Raw genomic sequence first — 17,355 nt, forward strand, 5'->3', positions numbered from 1 at the left:
GCGCCCTAGCCGGAAGAGTTGCTGGAGTTCTCCCCCGACGAATCTTCCTGCGGCAGCAACTCTTCCAGTGTCGACCGCGCGATACGGCGAAATGCCCGCTTCGGCCGGTTGGCGTCCAGGATCGCCACCTCGAGGGTGCCCGGTCCCAGCTCGCGCTGCTCAGCACCGTTGCCGGTGTCGGTCTGCTTGAGCGCATTGACCGCGATGTGCAGGGCATCGGCGAGTTCGGCGTTCTCGGTGTAGGACTCTTTGAGCGCGGCGATCACCGGCTCGGTGGTGCCGCCCATCACCACGAAGTGCGGCTCGTCGGTGATCGACCCGTCGTAGGTGATCCGGTACAGCTCAGGGGCTTTGGTCTGGCCCTGGTATGCGACCCCGGCCACGCACAGCTCGACTTCGTAGGGCTTGGCCTGCTCGGTGAAGATCGTCCCCAGGGTCTGCGCGTAGACGTTGGCCAGCTGGCGTGCGGTGACGTCGCGGCGGTCGTAGGCGTAGCCGCGGGTGTCGGCGAACTGGATGCCGCCGCGTCGCAGATTCTCGAACTCATTGATCCGGCCGGCGGCGGCGAACCCCACCCGGTCGTAGAGTTCGCTGATCTTCTGCAGTGAGCGCGAAGGATTCTCGGCGACGAACAGCACACCGTCGGCGTAGGCCAGCGCCACCACACTGCGGCCGCGCGCGATGCCCTTGCGCGCCAACTCACCGCGCTCACGCATCGCCTGCTCAGGCGAGATGAAGTACGGGAAGCTCATTTCTTACCCCCGCCCTTCTTGCCTGCGCCGGCCTTCGGCGTGGTCCCCCGTCCGCGCGTGCGACTCTCGATGATCTCGCGGGCCAGTTCCGCGATGCGCTCCTCAGCGATATCCACGGCTCCGTCGGCGTCGATGCTGACCGCGGTCGGGTAGATACCGCGCACCAAATCCGGTCCGCCGGTGGCCGAATCATCATCGGCGGCGTCGTACAGTGCCTCCACCGCCACCCGCAACGCGGAATCGGCGTCGGACACCTGGGCGTACAGCTTCTTCATCGACGACTTGGCGAACAGCGACCCGGAGCCCACCGCCTGATAGCCCTCCTCCTCGACGTTCCAGCCGCCCGCCGCGTCGAACGACACGATGCGCCCGGCGTGCTGGGCGTCAAGCTCGTCGATGTCGTAGGCCACCAGCAACGGCAACGCCAGCAACCCCTGCATCGCCGCACCGAGGTTGCCGCGCACCATGATCGCCAGCCGGTTCACCTTGCCGGCGAACGTCAGCGGCACCCCTTCGAGCTTCTCGTAGTGCTCCAGCTCGACGGCGTAGAGCCGGGCGAACTCGACGGCCACCGCCGCGGTGCCGGCGATGCCGGTGGCGGTGTACTCGTCGGTGATGTAGACCTTCTGGACGTCGCGCCCGGCGATCATGTTGCCCTGCGTGGAGCGCCGGTCGCCTGCCATCACCACACCGCCGGGGTATTTGAGCGCGACGATGGTGGTGCCGTGCGGCAACTCGGCCGCGGCACTCGAATTCAGACCCGCACTACCCGTCGGCAACAGATCCGGTGCCTGACGGCGCAGGAAATCCGAGAACGACGACAGGTCTACCGAACTGGACGGCAACCCGGGAAGTGCGGAACTGACAGGAAGACGGTCATGGAACGGCCAGCTCACTGGCCGCCCTTTTGGACGTATGCGCGTACGAAGTCTTCTGCGTTCTCTTCCAGCACGTCGTCGATCTCGTCGAGCAGGTCGTCGGTCTCACCGGTCAGCTTCTCGCGACGCTCCTGGCCGGCCGCCGCGGGACCGGTGGGGTCGTCCTCGTCGCCACCGCCACCGCCACGCTTCGTCTGCTCTTGAGCCATCGCTGCCTCCTGCATCTCCATCGGCCCACGCATGACGCGCACGCCGGTTTCTCCACCCTACCGTCGGCACCGATCCGGACGCGGGCTAAGACGCGTTGTGCCTACGTGGTGAGTTGTTCCACCAGTTCAGCCGCGCTGTCCACCGAGTCCAGCAGCGCCCCGACGTGGGCTTTGCTGCCCCGTAGCGGCTCCACGGTGGGTATGCGCACCAGCGACTCCCCACCCAGGTCGAAGATCACCGAGTCCCAGCTGGCCGCGGCGATGTCGGCGCCGAACCGGCGCAGGCACTCACCGCGGAAGTAGGCGCGGGTGTCGGTCGGCGGGTTGTCGACCGCGTCGAGCACCTGCTGCTCGGTGATCAGCCGCTTCATCGACCCGCGGGCGACCAGCCGGTTGTAGAGGCCCTTGTCGAGGCGGACGTCGGAGTACTGCAGATCGATCAGGTGCAGCCGCGGCGCCGACCAGCTCAAATTCTCGCGCTGCCGGAAACCCTCCAGCAGCCGCAGCTTGGCCGGCCAGTCCAGCAGGTCCGCGCACTCCATCGGGTCGCGTTCCAGCTGGTCGAGGACCCGAGCCCAGGTCTCGATGATGTCGGTGGCGCGCGCGTCCGGATCGCGCGCATCGACCAGCTTCGCCGCCCGGTCGAGGTAGATGCGTTGCAGCGCAAGACCGGTCATCTCCCGCCCGTCGGCCAGCGCGACGGTCGCCCGCAGCGTCGGGTCGCGGCTGATCACATGGACGGCGCGCACGGGGCGGGCCAGGGCGAGGTCGCTCAGGTCGATCCCGTGCTCGGGCCCCTCCTCGATGAGATCGAGCACCAGCGCGGTCGTCCCCAGCTTCAGATACGTCGACGTCTCGGCGAGGTTGGCGTCGCCGATGATCACGTGCAGCCGGCGATACTTGTCGGCGTCGGCGTGCGGTTCGTCGCGGGTGTTGATGATGCCGCGTTTCAGCGTCGTCTCCAGCCCCACCTCGACCTCGATGTAGTCGGCGCGCTGCGAGAGCTGGAAGCCCGGTTCGTCGCCGGCCGGGCCCAGACCGACGCGGCCGGAGCCGGTGACCACCTGCCGCGACACGAAAAACGGGGTCAGACCCGCGATGATCGCCGAGAACGGCGTCTGCCGGCTCATCAGGTAGTTCTCGTGGCTGCCGTAGGAGGCGCCCTTGTTGTCGATGTTGTTCTTGTAGAGCTGCAGCTTGGCGGCGCCCGGCACGCTGGCCACGTGGCGAGCGGCGGCCTCCATCACCCGCTCGCCGGCCTTGTCCCAGATCACCGCGTCCAGCGGGTCGGTCACCTCGGGTGCGGAGTACTCGGGGTGGGCGTGATCGACGTAGAGCCGCGCCCCGTTGGTCAGAATCATGTTGGCCGCGCCGACCTCGTCAGCGTCGATGATCGGCGGCGGGCCGCTCGATCGGCTTAGGTCGAAGCCGCGGGCGTCGCGCAGCGGTGACTCCACCTCGTAGTCCCAGCGGGTGCGCTTGGCGCGCGGGATTCCGGCGGCAGCGGCGTAGGCCAGCACCGCCTGAGTCGAGGTCAGGATCGGGTTCGCGGTCGGATCCGACGGCGAAGCGATGCCGTATTCGACTTCGGTACCGATGATCCGTTGCATGCCTAGAGCCTAGGCGAGCGCCGCATCGGCCAAACCGGGTGCCGCGAACGTGCACAGATGTTCAGGGTTCGCGGCGTGTCGGCGCACAGACATGCACGCTCGCCGAATCAGGGGCCCTACAGGTACTGACCGAGGTTGGACTCGGTGTCGATCGCCCGGCTGGCGCTCGACGACTTGCCGGTGACCAGGGTGCGGATGTAGACGATCCGCTCGCCCTTCTTGCCCGAGATCCGCGCCCAGTCGTCGGGGTTGGTGGTGTTGGGCAGGTCCTCGTTCTCGGCGAACTCGTCGACGATCGAATCCAGCAGGTGCTGGATGCGCAGACCGGGCTGACCGGTCTCCAGCACCGACTTGATGGCGTTCTTCTTCGCCCGGTCGACGACGTTCTGGATCATCGCCCCGGAGTTGAAGTCCTTGAAGTACATGACTTCCTTGTCACCGTTGGCGTAGGTGACCTCCAGGAACCGGTTGTCGTCGATCTCGGCGTACATCCGGTCGACGACCTTCTCGATCATCGCCTTGATGCAGGCCGCGCGGTCCCCGCCGAACTCGGCCAGGTCGTCGGCGTGCACCGGCAACCCCACGGTGAGGTACTTGGAGAAGATGTCCTGGGCGGCTTCGGCGTCGGGACGCTCGATCTTGATCTTGACGTCGAGGCGGCCGGGCCGCAGGATCGCCGGGTCGATCATGTCCTCGCGGTTGGAGGCCCCGATCACGATGACGTTCTCCAGCCCCTCCACGCCGTCGATCTCACTGAGCAGCTGGGGAACCACCGTGGTCTCCACGTCCGAGGAGACACCGGTGCCACGGGTGCGGAAGATCGAGTCCATCTCATCGAAGAACACGATCACCGGTGTGCCCTCGGACGCCTTCTCCCGGGCGCGCTGGAAGATCAGCCGGATGTGGCGTTCGGTCTCACCGACGAACTTGTTGAGCAGCTCCGGGCCCTTGATGTTGAGGAAGTACGACTTGGCCTCGTGGGCGTCGTCGCCGCGCACCTCGGCCATCTTCTTGGCCAGCGAGTTGGCCACGGCCTTGGCGATCAACGTCTTACCACAGCCGGGCGGGCCGTAGAGCAGCACACCTTTGGGCGGGCGCAGGGCGTACTCGCGGTAGAGGTCCTTGTGCAGGAACGGCAGCTCGACCGCGTCGCGGATCTGCTCGATCTGCCGGCCCAGGCCACCGATGTCGCCGTAGCTGACATCCGGCACCTCTTCGAGCACCAGATCCTCCACCTCGGCCTTGGGGATGCGCTCGAAGGCGTAGCCGGCCTTGGTGTCCACCAGCAGGGAGTCGCCGGGGCGCAGCCTGCGGGGACGCCGGTCGTCCGAGTCGGCGTCTGGGTTGCGTTCGGGCAGATCCTCGGCGACCAGCGGCTCGGCCAGCCACACGATGCGCTCCTCGTCGGCGTGGCCCACCACCAGCGCCCGGTGGCCGTCGGACAGCAGCTCCCGCAGCGTGGAGATCTCCCCGACCGCTTCGAAAGAGCTGGCCTCGACTACCGTCAGCGCCTCGTTGAGCCGCACCGTCTGGCCCTTCTTGAGCGTCGAGACATCGATGTTCGGCGAGATGTTCAGCCGCATCCGGCGCCCCGAGGTGAACACGTCGACGGTCTCGTCCTCGTGGGTAGCCAGCAGCACACCATAACCGCTGGGGGGCTGGCCAAGCCGGTCGACTTCCTCACGCAGCGCCAGCAACTGCTGACGTGCGTCCTTAAGGGTTTCCATCAGCTTGGAGTTGCGCGCGGTCAGCGAGTCGATGTGCGCTTCGAGCTGTCGGACGTCACGCCCAACGCGGGCGCTGTCCTGCGGTGCGTTGTCGAGTTGTTCGCGCAGCACAGCGGCCTCTCGGCGCAGCTCCTCCAGCTCGGCCAGGTCGTCGCCGGGCGTGCCGGGGCCACTGGAAGCGTCGAAGGCCCCAGAACGCGCCGAGTCTCCCATGTTGTCCATGTTGCGCTCCTTTCCCGAACTGGAAGTTGAAGCGACGGATACCTCAACGCTACCGGCCATTGTGCATTCGCGTGCGCTGTGGCAATCCGACACACCGACAAACGCTGTTAGCCTGGGTGACGATTTAAGCCGTCGAAAGGACCTTTGTGACCGTGAAATACCTAGCCACAGGCATCGCAGCCGCCGCGCTCGTGGCGGCAGCCGCAGCAGGTGTGACCTCGGTTGCAACCGTCACTCCGCAGCTGCAGTTGACGGTTTGGGGTGCGCCGCTGCCGCTCGAGCCGCCGGCCGCCATCCCGGCGCCCGAGCAGCTGACCGACGTGCTCAACACCCTGGCCGATCCCGGCATCCCCGCCGCCGGCAAGTCCCACCTCATCGAGGGCGGCCTCGGCCCGGTCGAGAGCAGCGTGATGGACCGCAAGATGGCCAAGGGCGTCGCCAACGGTAAGTTCCCGCTATCGATCAGCGTGGCCAATATCGCGCCGGCCGGCCCCGGCGTGGCCACCGCGGATGTCACCGCCTCCGGACCGCAGCTGGAGCCGCGTTCGGTCAACTTGATGTTCGTCGACCAGGGCGGCTGGAAGTTGTCCAAGACATCGCTGATGACGCTGTCGCAGATGACCTCGTCCAACTGACGTCGAACTGATCGCGGATGTCCCGGCAGCGCATCGCCTTGAGCACCGTGAGCACCGTCCTGGCGGCGGTGCTGGCGCTGTCGGGCTGCGCCAGCCACCCACAACCGGCGGAGCCGCCGGCCGAAATCCCGGTGACGGCGACGACAACGGTGGCGGCAGAGCCGCAGTCATCGCCGCTTCCGGCGCCCGAGACCCTCACGGACGTGCTCTACCGGTTGTCCGATCCGGAGATTCCCGGCGCCGAGAAGGTCAGCCTGATCGAGAGCGCCAAGCCCACCGACGCCGCGACCATCGACAAGTTCGCCACCGCGCTCAAAGACGGCGGGTACCTGCCGCTGAACCTCGATGCCGCCGGCATCACCTGGTCGGACCGCCACCCGGGCAACGTGACCGCCGACGTCACGGTCAACACCGCCAACCCCGACGCCGGTGGGTTCTCGTTCCCGATGGAGTTCACGCCGCGCGACGGCGGCTGGCGACTGTCGCACGAGACCGCCAAAACGTTGCTGGCGTTCGGCAAGGCACATGCCGGCTCCACAGCGCCTCCCACGCCGACGCCGTAGCCATGTGGATCGGGTGGCTGGAGTTCGACCTGCTGCTCGGTGACGTGCACTCGCTCAAGCAGAAGCGCTCGGTGGTGCGCCCGATCGTCGCGGAGTTGCGCCGCAAGTTCAATGTGTCAGCGGCCGAGACGGATTCGGTAGAGCTGCACCGGCGCAGCGGGATCGGCCTGGCCGCGGTTTCCGGGGAGCGCCGACATGTGGTCGAGGTCCTCGATGCGGTCGAGCGACTGGTGGCCGCGCGCCCGGAGATCGAGCTGCTGTCGGTGCGGCGGCGGTTGAGCCGCAGCGACGACTGAGATTGTGCCGCAGGCCGATTCGGTCTTCATGTGAGGATGACCGGCTACCGTTGAGACCGATCTGACGAGGAGGCGATCAGCGGATGACGAGCTGGCGCGACACCGTGTCCGAACAGGCGCAGGCGGACCTTGACGGGCTCACCGACGCCGCGGTCAACCTCGCCCTGGAAACCATCGCGGCCCGCGGCGAGTTCCTGCCTTTCGCGCTGGCGGTTTCCGTCGACGGCGAACGCCAGGTGATCGCTCCGGACTACCCGACATCAGCGGCGGTCGTCGAACAGTTGGCGGCGCACTGGCGGGCCGTGACCGCGCTCAAGGACAGCCTGCGGGCCGCCGTCGTCGCCTTGAACGTCACGCTGACCGATCCGCACCGCGACGGGATCGAGGTCAGTGTCGAACACCGTGAGGGCGCAGCGGTAGGGCTGATCTTCCCCTACACGACCGGCGCGGATGGCGCCGTGGAACTGCAGGCACCGTCGGCACATGCGATGAATCCGCGCCTCTGGGGGCCGTAAACCCGACCGGGCGCGTCTGCTCACATCGGGCGTTTGCGTCCCAGCCGGGTCGGGGTGACCGTGCCGGGCGCCAGCCTGCGGGCGCAGACCAGGAAGGCGGTGTGGCCGCGCATCGCATGTTGTGGGCGCACCGCCAGCCCGACGACGTTCCAGCCGCGCTGCATGGTCTCCCATGATCGCGGCTCGGTCCAGCACTGCTGCTCGCGCAGCGCCTCGTTCACCTGCGAGAGCTGGGTGACGGTGGCCACATAGATCACCAGCACCCCACCGGGAATCAGCACCCGCGACACGACGTCAAGCACGTCCCACGGCGCCAGCATGTCCAGCACCACCCGGTCGATCGACCCGTCGGGCAGGTCGCAGTCGGCGACATCGCCCATCACCAGCCGCCAGTTGTCGGGCAGCTGCCCGACGAAGGTCTCGACATTGCGGCGGGCATGCTCGGCGTGGTCATCGCGCAGTTCGTAGGAGACCACCTGGCCCTCCGGCCCGACCGCTCGCAGCAACGACAGCGTCAGCGCGCCCGATCCGGCACCGGCCTCCAGCACCCGGGCGCCGGGGAAGATGTCGCCTTCGTGAATGATCTGTGCGGAATCCTTGGGATAGATCACCTGCGCCCCGCGCGGCATCGACATCACATAGTCGACCAGCAGCGGCCGCAGCACCAGGAACGGGTCACCGTTGGCGGACTTGACCACGCTGCCGTCCGGCAGCCCGATCACCTCGTCGTGCGGGATGGCGCCCCGATGGGTGTGGAAGTCACCGCCGGGGACCAGCACCGTGGTGTAGCGGCGGCCTTTGGCGTCGGTGAACTGGGCCCGGTCGCCTGCTTGGAAGATCCCGGATTCGGACACAGCCGTTCACCCTACGCAGCGTGGCAGGCGTGGGTTGTCGGAGCATGCCCGTAGGGTTCCGCGTATGAGTAGGCCGGCGTTGTCCCCGTCGCGGGCGGCCGACTTCAAACAGTGCCCGCTGCTGTATCGGTTCCGGGCAATCGACCGGCTGTCCGAGCCGCCGTCGACGGCGCAGCTGCGCGGCACGGTGGTGCACGGCGCACTGGAGCGCCTCTACGCGCTGCCGGCCGCCCAGCGCGGTCCGGAGACGGCCCGTGAGCTGGCCGCCCCGGCCTTGGAGGAGCTGATCAGCGCCGAACCGGATCTGGCGGCCGGGCTCGATGTCGAGCAGTTGCTGGCCGAAGCGCGCAAACTGCTCAGCGGCTACTACCGGCTGGAGGATCCACGCCGGTTCGATCCGCAGAGCTGTGAACAACGCGTCGAGGTCGAACTCGCCGACGGGACGCTGCTGCGAGGTTTCGTCGACCGCATCGACGTCGCCCCGACCGGCGGCCTGCGCGTGGTCGACTACAAGACCGGCCGGGCGCCGTCGCCGGGCAGCGCGTCGGCCCAGTCGAAGGCGCTGTTCCAGATGAAGTTCTATGCGGTGGCGCTGCTGCGGTCACGCGGGGTGCTTCCGGCCCAGCTGCGGCTGATCTACCTGGCCGACGGGCAGTTGCTGGACTACTCACCCGATCACGCGGAGCTGCTGCGCTTCGAGAAGATTCTGATCGCGATCTGGCGTGCAATCCAAACTGCCGGTGCCACAGGTGATTTCCGGCCGAACCCGTCGCGGTTGTGCGATTGGTGCGCGCACCGCGCGTTGTGTCCGGCGTTCGGCGGGACCCCGCCGGCCTATCCCGGCTGGCCGATGGACGGCGCCGCGTGAACGGCCGCTCGGTGCTGCAGCGGCGCTGAACGTCTCAGCTCACAGCACCGCGGTGTAAGCGGCGATCGCGATGCCGCCCAGTACCGCGACACTGTCTTCCAGCAGCGCGATCGGCAGGTCGCGCCCGCCACTGACGGCGACCAAGCGCTGCCGCAGGGCAAAACCGACCAACGTGCCGATCACCGCGCCGATCATGCCCGCGCCCAGTGCCGTCCAGGTGTAGTTCCAGGCCGTGCCGAGCACCGCACCGGCGAACCCGCCCAACACGATCCGAGCGGTGAACGGCAGCGGCATGGTGCGGTTGGGGGTCTTGGGCAATTGATCGGTGACCAGTTCACCAACCGCCAGCACCGTCAGGATGGTGACGGTCGCCGGGTGGCTCAACCACTGAGCCCAGGTGCCGTCCAGGTTGATCCAGTGCAGTGCGGCCGCCCAGGCCATGACGGCCGGTGCGGTCAGCGCACGCAGTCCGGCGACGACACCGATCAACAGCGCGAGGAGCAGCACGAGGAAATGCGTCACGAGAGCCTCCTAGATTCTCCCGGACGCTAACACGTCGACAACTCCCCGACCTGCACTGATCAAAATCGGCAGAATCTGATGTCCGAGGCGAGGATGGCCTTGGCTCCGATGGCGGCCAGTTCGTCCATGATCGCGTTGACCTGGCGGCGCGGCACCAGCGCGCGGACCGCGATCCAGTCCGGCTCGGCCAGCGGAGCGATGGTCGGTGACTCCAGGCCGGGGGTGATCGCGGCGGCCTGCTCAAGAGCCGCCCGCGGACAGTTGTAGTCCAGCATCAGGTACTGCTGGCCGAAGACCACGCCGCGCATCCGGCCCGCCAGCTGATCGCGGGCTGCGGCCGTCTGTTGGCTGCGGCCGTTCGGTTTGGCGGCCTCGATGAGCACCGCCTCCGAATCGCACAGTGTCTCACCGAAAGCCACCAGGTCGTGCTGGCGCAACGTGCGGCCCGACCCGACCACGTCGGCGATCGCGTCGGCCACCCCGAGCTGTATCGAGATCTCCACCGCGCCGTCCAGACGGATGACAGTCGCCTCGATTCCCTTGGCCGCCAGGTCTTTCCGAACGAGATTGGGATAAGCGGTGGCGATCCGCTTGCCGGCCAGATCCGCCACGGTCCAGTCCCGTCCGGCCGGGGCGGCGTAGCGGAACCGCGACGAGCCGAATCCCAACGCCAGCCGTTCGCTCACCGGCGCAGTCGATTCCAGGGCTAGGTCCCGGCCGGTGACCCCCAGATCCAGCTCCCCCGACCCGACGTAGATGGCGATGTCTTTGGGCCGCAGAAAGAAAAACTCCACCTTGTTCGACGGATCCAGGACCGTCAGGTCCTTGGCGTCGGTGCGGCTGCGGTAGCCGGCCTCCGCCAGCATCGCCGCGGCGGACTCACTGAGCGCTCCCTTGTTGGGAACCGCGACACGCAACATGGTCACAACTTCCGGTACACGTCGGACAACGTCAGCCCGCGCGAGATCATCAGCACCTGGGTCCAATACAGCAGCTGACTGATCTCGCCGGCCAGCGCGTCATCGGACTCGTGCTCGGCGGCCAGCCACACCTCGCCGGCCTCCTCCAGAATCTTCTTGCCGATGGTGTGCACCCCGGCGTCCAGCGCGGCGACGGTGGCGCTGCCGGCCGGTCGGGTGGCGGCGCGCTCACCGAGCTCGGCGAACAGCTCCTCGAAGGTCTTCACGAGCAGGGATTGTTTCATGCCCGGTCACGGGCAGTCACGGCAGTTTCGCCCGTGGTGGTTGCGGTGCCCGGGCGAGCGTGCACAGCTGCACAGTTTTTACGGCGTGTCGGCGGGCAGACGCGCACGCTCGCGGGGGGCAGCGAGTCGGGTGTAGATCTCGTGCAGGTCCGCCGGCCCGAGCCCGGCCAACGACCCCACCTGGTGACGCATCGCACCGGGCGGCACCGGTATCGCGTTGGGTACCACCAGCACCGCACAACCGGCCAGTTCGGCCGAGGCGGCGCCGGTCGGCGAGTCCTCCACGGCCAGACACTCGCGCGGATCCAGCTCCAGCAGCTCGACCGCCCGCAGGTAGGGATCCGGCGCCGGCTTACCCCGGCCCACCTCGTCACCGCAGACCACCGCATCGAAATAGTGCCGGCCGATGGTGTTCAGCGCCCGCTCGGCCAGCAGCCGCGGGGTGTTGGTGACCAGCGCCATGGGCACGGCCGCCGCCGCGAGTCCCTCCAGCAACTCCTGGGCGCCGTCGCACCAGGGCAGGGCCGCATCGAACAACTCGGCGGTGTAGTCGTGCATCCAGGCCGCCGAGGCGGCCATCGCCGCCGGGTCGGGTGTCAGGCCCAGGTCGTCGTAGACGATGCGGATGTTGTCGGCCGCGCTGCCACCGACCGTGGCCGCCCGCACCTGGGGTGTCAGCACCCCGCCGAGGCGGTCGTAGAGCGCATCCATCGCGACATCCCAGAGCTTCTCGGAATCGACCAGGGTGCCGTCCATGTCGCACAGCACCGCGCGCAACTCACCCATCAGGGCAGCACCTCAGGACTCAGTCCTCCGGGTTGTAGCCGAGGTTGGCGGCGAGCCAGCGCTCGGCCTCGGCCAGCGTCCAGCCCTTGCGCTTCGCGTAGTCGGCGACCTGGTCCTGGGCCAACCGGCCGATCACGAAATACTGCGACTGCGGGTGCGAAAAATACAGGCCGCTGACCGCGGCACCGGGCCACATCGCCATCGAGTCGGTCAGCTCGATGCGGGTCCGTTCGGTGACGTCCATCAACTTCCAGATCGTCGCCTTCTCGGTGTGCTCCGGGCAGGCCGGGTAGCCCGGGGCCGGGCGGATCCCCTGGTACTTCTCGGCGATCAGGGCGTCGTTGTCCAAAGCCTCGTCGGGCTGGAATCCCCAGAACTCCTTACGAACCCGCTGGTGCATCCGTTCGGCGAACGCCTCCGCCAGCCGGTCGGCGACCGACTCCAGCAGGATCGCACTGTAGTCATCGAGTGCTTCCTTGAACTCCGCGATCTTCTCGCCGCTGCCCAGCCCCGCGGTGACGGCGAAGGCGCCGATGTAGTCGGCCAGACCTGTGTCTTTGGGGGCGATGTAGTCGCCCAGCGACCGGTTCGGGATTCCCGGCCGGTGCGCGCCCTGCTGGCGCAGGTTGTGGAACACGGTCAACACCTCGGTCCGGGTGTCATCGGTGTAGACCTCGACGTCATCGCCGACCGCGTTGGCCGGGAAGAACCCGATGACCGCGTTGGCCGTCAGCCACTTCTCTGCGATCGCGGTGTCGAGCATCTGCTGGGCCTCGTTGTACAGCTTGCGCGCGGCCTCGCCGGAAGCCGGGTTGTTGAGGATGTCGGGAAAGCGGCCCTTCATCTCCCAGGCGTTGAAGAACGGCTGCCAGTCGATGTACTCGCGCAACTCGGCCAGATCGTAGTCAAGAAATTCCCAAACTCCCGTACCAATAACGGGCGCCGGCGGCGTGTAGCCGTCCCACTCGATGGGAGTCCGGTTGGCGCGGGCCTTCTCCAGCGGCACCATCGGCCGCTCGTTCTTCTGGGCATGCCGTTCCCGCAGCGACGCGTAGTCGGCCGCGGTCGATTCCAGCAGCGCCGGGCGCTGCTTGTCGTCGAGCAGCGCGGCAACCACCGGAACCGAGCGCGACGCGTCCTTGACCCAGATCACCGGAGCGCTACGACGCGGCGCGATCTTCACGGCCGTGTGGGCGCTCGAGGTGGTCGCGCCGCCGATCAAAAGCGGGATCTCCAGGCCTTCGCGTTCCATCTCGGCGGCGAAACCGGCCATCTCCTCCAGCGAAGGGGTGATCAGGCCGGAGAGGCCGATCATGTCGGCGTCGTACTCCCTGGCCGCGGTCAGGATCTTCTCGGCGGGCACCATCACCCCGAGGTCGACGACGGTGTAGTTGTTGCACTGCAACACCACCCCGACGATGTTCTTGCCGATGTCGTGGACGTCGCCCTTGACCGTCGCCATCACGATGGTGCCGTTGGTGTGGTCGGCGTCGCCCGGCTGCTTCTCGGCCTCGATGAACGGCAGCAGGTAGGCCACCGCCTTCTTCATCACCCGGGCCGACTTCACCACCTGCGGCAGGAACATCTTGCCGGCGCCGAAGAGGTCGCCGACGACGTTCATGCCGTCCATCAGCGGGCCCTCGATCACCTCGATCGGCCGGCCGCCGGCGGCGGCGATCTCGGCCCGCAGCTCCTCGGTGTCCTCGTCGACGTGCGCGTCGATGCCCTTGACCAGGGCGTGCGTGATCCGCTCGCGGGCCGGGAGGTTGCGCCACTCGGCCGCCGCGGGGTCTTCGCCCTTCTCGGAGGAGTTGAACCGTTCGGCGATCTCCAGCAGCCGCTCGGCCGCATCCGCGCGACGGTTCAGCACCACGTCCTCGATGCGTTCCCGCAGCTCGGCGTCGATCGAGTCGTAGGGCACCAGCGCTCCGGCGTTGACGATGCCCATGTCCAGGCCGGCCTTGATCGCGTGGTACAGGAACACCGCGTGAATCGCCTCACGGACCGGGTTGTTGCCCCGGAACGAGAACGACACGTTCGAGATGCCGCCGGAGATGTGCACCCCGGGCAGGCTCTCCTTGATCCAGGCGCAGGCCTCGATGAAGTCGATCCCGTAGGTGGCGTGCTCCTCGATGCCGGTCGCCAGCGCGAAGCAGTTCGGGTCGAAGATGATGTCCTCGGCCGGGAAGCCGACCTGCTCGGTCAGGACCCGGTAGGCGCGCCCGCAGATCTCCTTGCGGCGCTCCAGGTTGTCGGCCTGCCCCTGCTCGTCGAAGGCCATCACGACGACGGCGGCGCCGTACTTGCGGCACAGCCGCGCCTCGCGGATGAACTTCTCCTCGCCCTCCTTCATGGAGATCGAGTTGACGATCGGCTTGCCCTGCACGTTCTTCAGGCCCGCCTCGATGACCTCCCACTTGGAGGAGTCGATCATCACCGGGACGCGGCTGATGTCGGGTTCGCTGGCGATCAGTTTGGTGAACCGGTCCATCGCGGCGACGCCGTCGATCATGCCCTCGTCCATGTTGATGTCGATGACCTGCGCACCGGCCTCGACCTGTTGCAGCGCCACCGACAGCGCGGTGTCGTAGTCCTCGGCCTTGATCAGGTTGCGGAACCGGGCTGAACCGGTGATATTGGTGCGCTCACCGATGTTGACGAACAGCGAGTCGTCGGTGATGTTGAGCGGTTCCAGGCCCGCCAGCCGGGTGGCGACCTCGATCTTCGGCAGCTCGCGCGGCGGCTTGCCCTCGACGACCTTGGCGATCTCGGCGATGTGCTCCGGCGCCGTTCCGCAGCAACCGCCGACCAGGTTGACCAGGCCGGCCTCGGCGAACTCGGCGATGTAGCTGGCCTGCCGCTCCGGGTCCTCGTCGTACTCGCCGAAGGCGTTGGGCAGGCCGGCGTTGGGATAGCAGGACACGTGGGTGTCGGCGATTCGCGCCATCTCGGCGATGTAGGGCCGCATCTCCGGCGCGCCCAGGGCGCAGTTGAGGCCCACCGCGATCGGCCTGGCGTGCCGGATCGAGTTCCAGAACGCCTCGGTGACCTGACCCGACAATGTGCGCCCGGACGCATCGGTGATGGTGCCGGAGATGATGACCGGCCAGCGGCGTCCGCGTTCCTCGAACAACGTCTCGACGGCGAACACCGCGGCCTTGGCGTTCAGCGAGTCGAAGATCGTCTCGATGAGGATGAGGTCGGCGCCGCCGTCGACCAGGCCGTTGGCGGCTTCGAGGTAGGCGGCGACCAATTGGTCGTAGGAGACGTTGCGGGCGCCGGGGTCGTTGACGTCCGGCGAGATCGACGCGGTGCGCGTCGTCGGCCCGATGGTGCCGGCCACGTAGCGGGGCTTGTCGCCGGTGCTGTATTCAGCTGCGGCCTTGCGGGCCAGGGCGGCGCCCGCATAGTTCAGCTCATAGCTGAGGTCCGCCATGTCGTAGTCCGACAGCGAGATCGCGTTCGCGTTGAAGGTGTTGGTCTCCAAGATGTCGGCGCCCGCCTCGAGATACTCGCGGTGAATGCCCTCAATGATCTCCGGTTGCGTCAAGGTGAGCAGGTCGTTGTTGCCCTGCAACGGGGTGGGCCACTCGCTGAAGCGCTCGCCGCGGTAACCGGCCTCGTCCGGCCGGTCGCGCTGGATCGCCGTGCCCATCGCGCCGTCGATCACCACGATCCGCCGGCGCAGCGCAGCCGTCAGCTCTTCGGTGCAGTCAGGCTGGATGTTGGGCTCAAAGTTAGTCACGCGGGTCCCTTCCATGACGGAAGGCGTCCTTGACTCCGTCGAGCGTGGCGGCCACCGGCGGGAACCGGCGAACCGTTGCAACGCCTCTCGACGCCGAAAAGTCTACTTGCTCACCCGCCATAGGGACGAATCCCCCGGCGACCGAGCCGACTCAGCCGCTCCGGTAGGGCCCGTGATCTCCGCACAGGCCTTACCCTGGCGGTGTGACCCGACCGGATGACGGCACCGCGCTTCCCGACCTGCACGACACCATCGTGGTGGCCGCTTTCGAGGGCTGGAATGATGCCGGCGACGCCGCCAGCGACGCGGTGCAGCACCTGCACGACATCTGGGACGCCCGGCTGATCGTCGACATCGACGACGAGGCGTACTACGACTACCAGGTGAACCGGCCGGTGATCCGGCAGCTCGACGGTGTCACCCGTGAACTGGTGTGGCCGTCGATGCGGGTCTCGCACTGCCGGCCACCGGGCAGCGACCGCGACATCGTGCTGATGCACGGCGTCGAGCCCAACATGCGCTGGCGGACGTTCTGCGCCCAGCTGCTGGCGGTCATCGAGCAACTCGACGTCAACACCGTGGTGATCCTGGGCGCGCTGCTGGCCGACACCCCGCACACCCGGCCGGTGCCGGTCTCCGGGGCGGCCTACTCGCCGGAGTCGGCCACCCGATTCGGTCTGACCGAGACCCGCTACGAGGGCCCGACCGGGATCACCGGGGTGTTTCAGGACGCGTGCGTGGCGGCCGGGATTCCGGCGGTGACGTTCTGGGCGGCGGTGCCGCACTATGTCTCGCAGCCGCCCAATCCCAAGGCGACGGTCGCACTGCTGCGCCGCGTCGAGGACGCCCTGGACATCGAGGTGCCGCTGGGCGATCTGCCGGCGCAAGCCGAGGAGTGGGAGCTGGCGGTCACCGAGATGGCCAGCGAGGACGAGGAGATCGCCGACTACGTCACCTCGCTGGAGGAGCGCGGCGACGCCGAGGTCGACATGACCGATGCGCTCAACAAGATCGACGGCGACGCGCTGGCCGCGGAGTTCGAGCGCTACCTGCGCCGCCGGCGGCGCTGACCCAGTTCGGCCCTACTTTTCTATGGCCTCGTTGTAGGCGCTGGTGGAACGGCCCAGCGCGGCGACCTCGGCGTCCATCCGCGGCAGCATTTCGGCGGCCACCTTGCCGATCTGGCCCTCCGCGACCCCGCTGGACAGCAGCGGCTTGAGCCAGCGGAACAGCCCCACCCAGCGCGGGCAGTAGACCCGGGTGCGACGGTTCTCGATGCCGTCGACGAACGCGTCGACGCATTCGGCCACCGACGTGGTCTTGTTCAGCGGCCAGGGCAGCTTGGCCAGCAACTCACCGAAGGTCGACAGGTCGGACTTGGTGTCGCGCACCAGCGCGGTGTCGATCCAGGACATGTGCGCCGAGCCGACGGTCACCCCGAGGTGGGCGACCTCCAGGCGCAACGCGTTGGCCAGGTGCTCGACACCGGCCTTGGATGCGTCGTAGGGGATCATGCCCGGCGCAGCGGCGAACGCCGCCAGCGACGACACGATCAGCACATAGCCGCGGCGCTCGACGATGGCCGGCAGCGTGGCCCGCACCGTGTTGAACACCCCCACCAGGTTGACGTCGATCACCCGCCGGAACGCCTCCGGGTCGACGGCCAGCAGCGAGCCGTAGCTGGCGATGCCGGCGTTGGCGACCACGGTGTCGATCCGTCCGAACCGCTCGACGGCCGCATCGGCGGCGGCCTGCATGGCGTCCAGGTCGCGGACATCGGCGGCCACGGTCAGCACCCGGTCACCGCCGAGTTCGTCGGCGAACGCCGTGAGCTGGGCCTGGTCCAGGTCGGTCAGCACCAGTTTGGCGCCCTGAGCGTGCAGCCGGCGGGCCGTGTCGGCGCCGATACCGTGCGCACCGCCGGTGATGAAGATGACTTGGGAGTGAATCGCAACCATGCGGCCAAACT

At 67.9% G+C, this 17,355-nt stretch carries 18 protein-coding genes; 6 read left to right on the plus strand and 12 right to left on the minus strand.

Going from position 1 to position 17,355, the window contains the following annotated elements; genetic code table 11:
- Positions 1–5 precede the first annotated feature (5 nt).
- From prcA to arc, 5 genes are all read right to left on the minus strand, one after another.
- Entirely contained in the window at positions 6–752 is a 747-nt protein-coding gene (gene prcA / locus DQP56_RS06080) for a proteasome subunit alpha (RefSeq protein WP_112684062.1), read from the minus strand.
- Positions 749–1,648 carry a proteasome subunit beta gene (gene prcB, locus DQP56_RS06085; RefSeq protein ID WP_112684063.1) on the minus strand — a complete coding sequence of 300 codons (900 nt, stop codon included), beginning with the start codon at positions 1,646–1,648 and terminating at the stop codon, positions 749–751. Before prcB ends, prcA begins: the two co-directional genes overlap by 4 nt.
- A complete protein-coding gene (locus DQP56_RS06090) occupies positions 1,645–1,839 on the minus strand; it encodes a ubiquitin-like protein Pup (RefSeq protein WP_013828730.1) in 195 nt (64 codons plus the stop codon). The genes prcB and DQP56_RS06090 overlap by 4 nt, the downstream gene beginning before the upstream one ends.
- Before the next feature lie 101 nt (positions 1,840–1,940).
- Entirely contained in the window at positions 1,941–3,449 is a 1,509-nt protein-coding gene (dop, locus tag DQP56_RS06095) for a depupylase/deamidase Dop (RefSeq protein ID WP_112684064.1), read from the minus strand.
- Positions 3,450–3,565: 116 nt separating this feature from the next.
- Positions 3,566–5,389, minus strand: coding sequence for a proteasome ATPase (gene arc / locus DQP56_RS06100; protein WP_112684094.1), 1,824 nt, complete (start codon positions 5,387–5,389; stop codon positions 3,566–3,568).
- A gap of 155 nt (positions 5,390–5,544) precedes the next feature.
- Here arc and DQP56_RS06105 point away from each other — a divergent pair, with 155 nt between their 5' ends.
- From DQP56_RS06105 to DQP56_RS06120, 4 genes are all read left to right on the plus strand, one after another.
- Positions 5,545–6,033: an MTB12 family secreted protein gene (locus DQP56_RS06105; protein WP_112684065.1), complete on the plus strand. Its 489-nt coding sequence runs from the start codon at positions 5,545–5,547 to the stop codon at positions 6,031–6,033.
- Positions 6,034–6,050: 17 nt separating this feature from the next.
- A complete protein-coding gene (gene lppK / locus DQP56_RS06110; protein ID WP_112684066.1) occupies positions 6,051–6,596 on the plus strand; it encodes a lipoprotein LppK in 546 nt (181 codons plus the stop codon).
- A 2-nt stretch (positions 6,597–6,598) separates the two neighbouring features.
- Positions 6,599–6,892 (plus strand): DUF503 domain-containing protein, encoded by a 294-nt coding sequence (locus DQP56_RS06115; RefSeq protein ID WP_112684067.1) that lies wholly within the window; start codon positions 6,599–6,601, stop codon positions 6,890–6,892.
- A gap of 83 nt (positions 6,893–6,975) precedes the next feature.
- On the plus strand, positions 6,976–7,407 hold the full coding sequence (locus DQP56_RS06120; RefSeq protein ID WP_112684068.1) for a hypothetical protein: 432 nt from the start codon (positions 6,976–6,978) through the stop codon (positions 7,405–7,407).
- 20 nt (positions 7,408–7,427) lie between these two features.
- Here the strand turns inward: DQP56_RS06120 and DQP56_RS06125 are convergent, their stop codons facing one another.
- Positions 7,428–8,261, minus strand: coding sequence for a tRNA (adenine-N1)-methyltransferase (locus DQP56_RS06125; RefSeq protein ID WP_112684069.1), 834 nt, complete (start codon positions 8,259–8,261; stop codon positions 7,428–7,430).
- A 64-nt stretch (positions 8,262–8,325) separates the two neighbouring features.
- Between DQP56_RS06125 and DQP56_RS06130 the strand changes: the two genes are divergently transcribed.
- Complete coding sequence (locus DQP56_RS06130; protein WP_112684070.1) at positions 8,326–9,129, plus strand: RecB family exonuclease; 804 nt, start codon at positions 8,326–8,328, stop codon at positions 9,127–9,129.
- Between the two features lie 39 nt (positions 9,130–9,168).
- Here DQP56_RS06130 and DQP56_RS06135 read toward each other — a convergent pair whose 3' ends face one another.
- The 5 genes from DQP56_RS06135 to metH form a co-directional block, all read right to left on the minus strand.
- On the minus strand, positions 9,169–9,651 hold the full coding sequence (locus DQP56_RS06135) for a DUF4126 family protein (RefSeq protein WP_112684071.1): 483 nt from the start codon (positions 9,649–9,651) through the stop codon (positions 9,169–9,171).
- A 59-nt stretch (positions 9,652–9,710) separates the two neighbouring features.
- Entirely contained in the window at positions 9,711–10,571 is an 861-nt protein-coding gene (hisG, locus tag DQP56_RS06140) for an ATP phosphoribosyltransferase (protein ID WP_112684072.1), read from the minus strand.
- A gap of 2 nt (positions 10,572–10,573) precedes the next feature.
- Positions 10,574–10,855, minus strand: coding sequence for a phosphoribosyl-ATP diphosphatase (locus DQP56_RS06145; protein ID WP_112684073.1), 282 nt, complete (start codon positions 10,853–10,855; stop codon positions 10,574–10,576).
- Between the two features lie 78 nt (positions 10,856–10,933).
- The gene (locus DQP56_RS06150; RefSeq protein WP_112684074.1) at positions 10,934–11,641 is read right to left on the minus strand and encodes an HAD family hydrolase; all 708 of its coding nucleotides are present in this window, start codon (positions 11,639–11,641) and stop codon (positions 10,934–10,936) included.
- A gap of 19 nt (positions 11,642–11,660) precedes the next feature.
- A complete protein-coding gene (metH, locus tag DQP56_RS06155) occupies positions 11,661–15,386 on the minus strand; it encodes a methionine synthase (RefSeq protein WP_112684095.1) in 3,726 nt (1,241 codons plus the stop codon).
- 203 nt (positions 15,387–15,589) lie between these two features.
- On the opposite strand from metH, the gene DQP56_RS06160 reads away from it, so the two are divergent.
- The gene (locus tag DQP56_RS06160) at positions 15,590–16,456 is read left to right on the plus strand and encodes a PAC2 family protein (RefSeq protein WP_112684075.1); all 867 of its coding nucleotides are present in this window, start codon (positions 15,590–15,592) and stop codon (positions 16,454–16,456) included.
- 12 nt (positions 16,457–16,468) lie between these two features.
- Here the strand turns inward: DQP56_RS06160 and DQP56_RS06165 are convergent, their stop codons facing one another.
- On the minus strand, positions 16,469–17,344 hold the full coding sequence (locus DQP56_RS06165; RefSeq protein WP_013828709.1) for an SDR family oxidoreductase: 876 nt from the start codon (positions 17,342–17,344) through the stop codon (positions 16,469–16,471).
- Positions 17,345–17,355: the final 11 nt, after the last annotated feature.

The sequence above is a fragment of the Mycolicibacter senuensis genome (genome assembly GCF_003284925.1).
In the GTDB taxonomy this organism is placed as follows: domain Bacteria; phylum Actinomycetota; class Actinomycetes; order Mycobacteriales; family Mycobacteriaceae; genus Mycobacterium; species Mycobacterium algericum_A.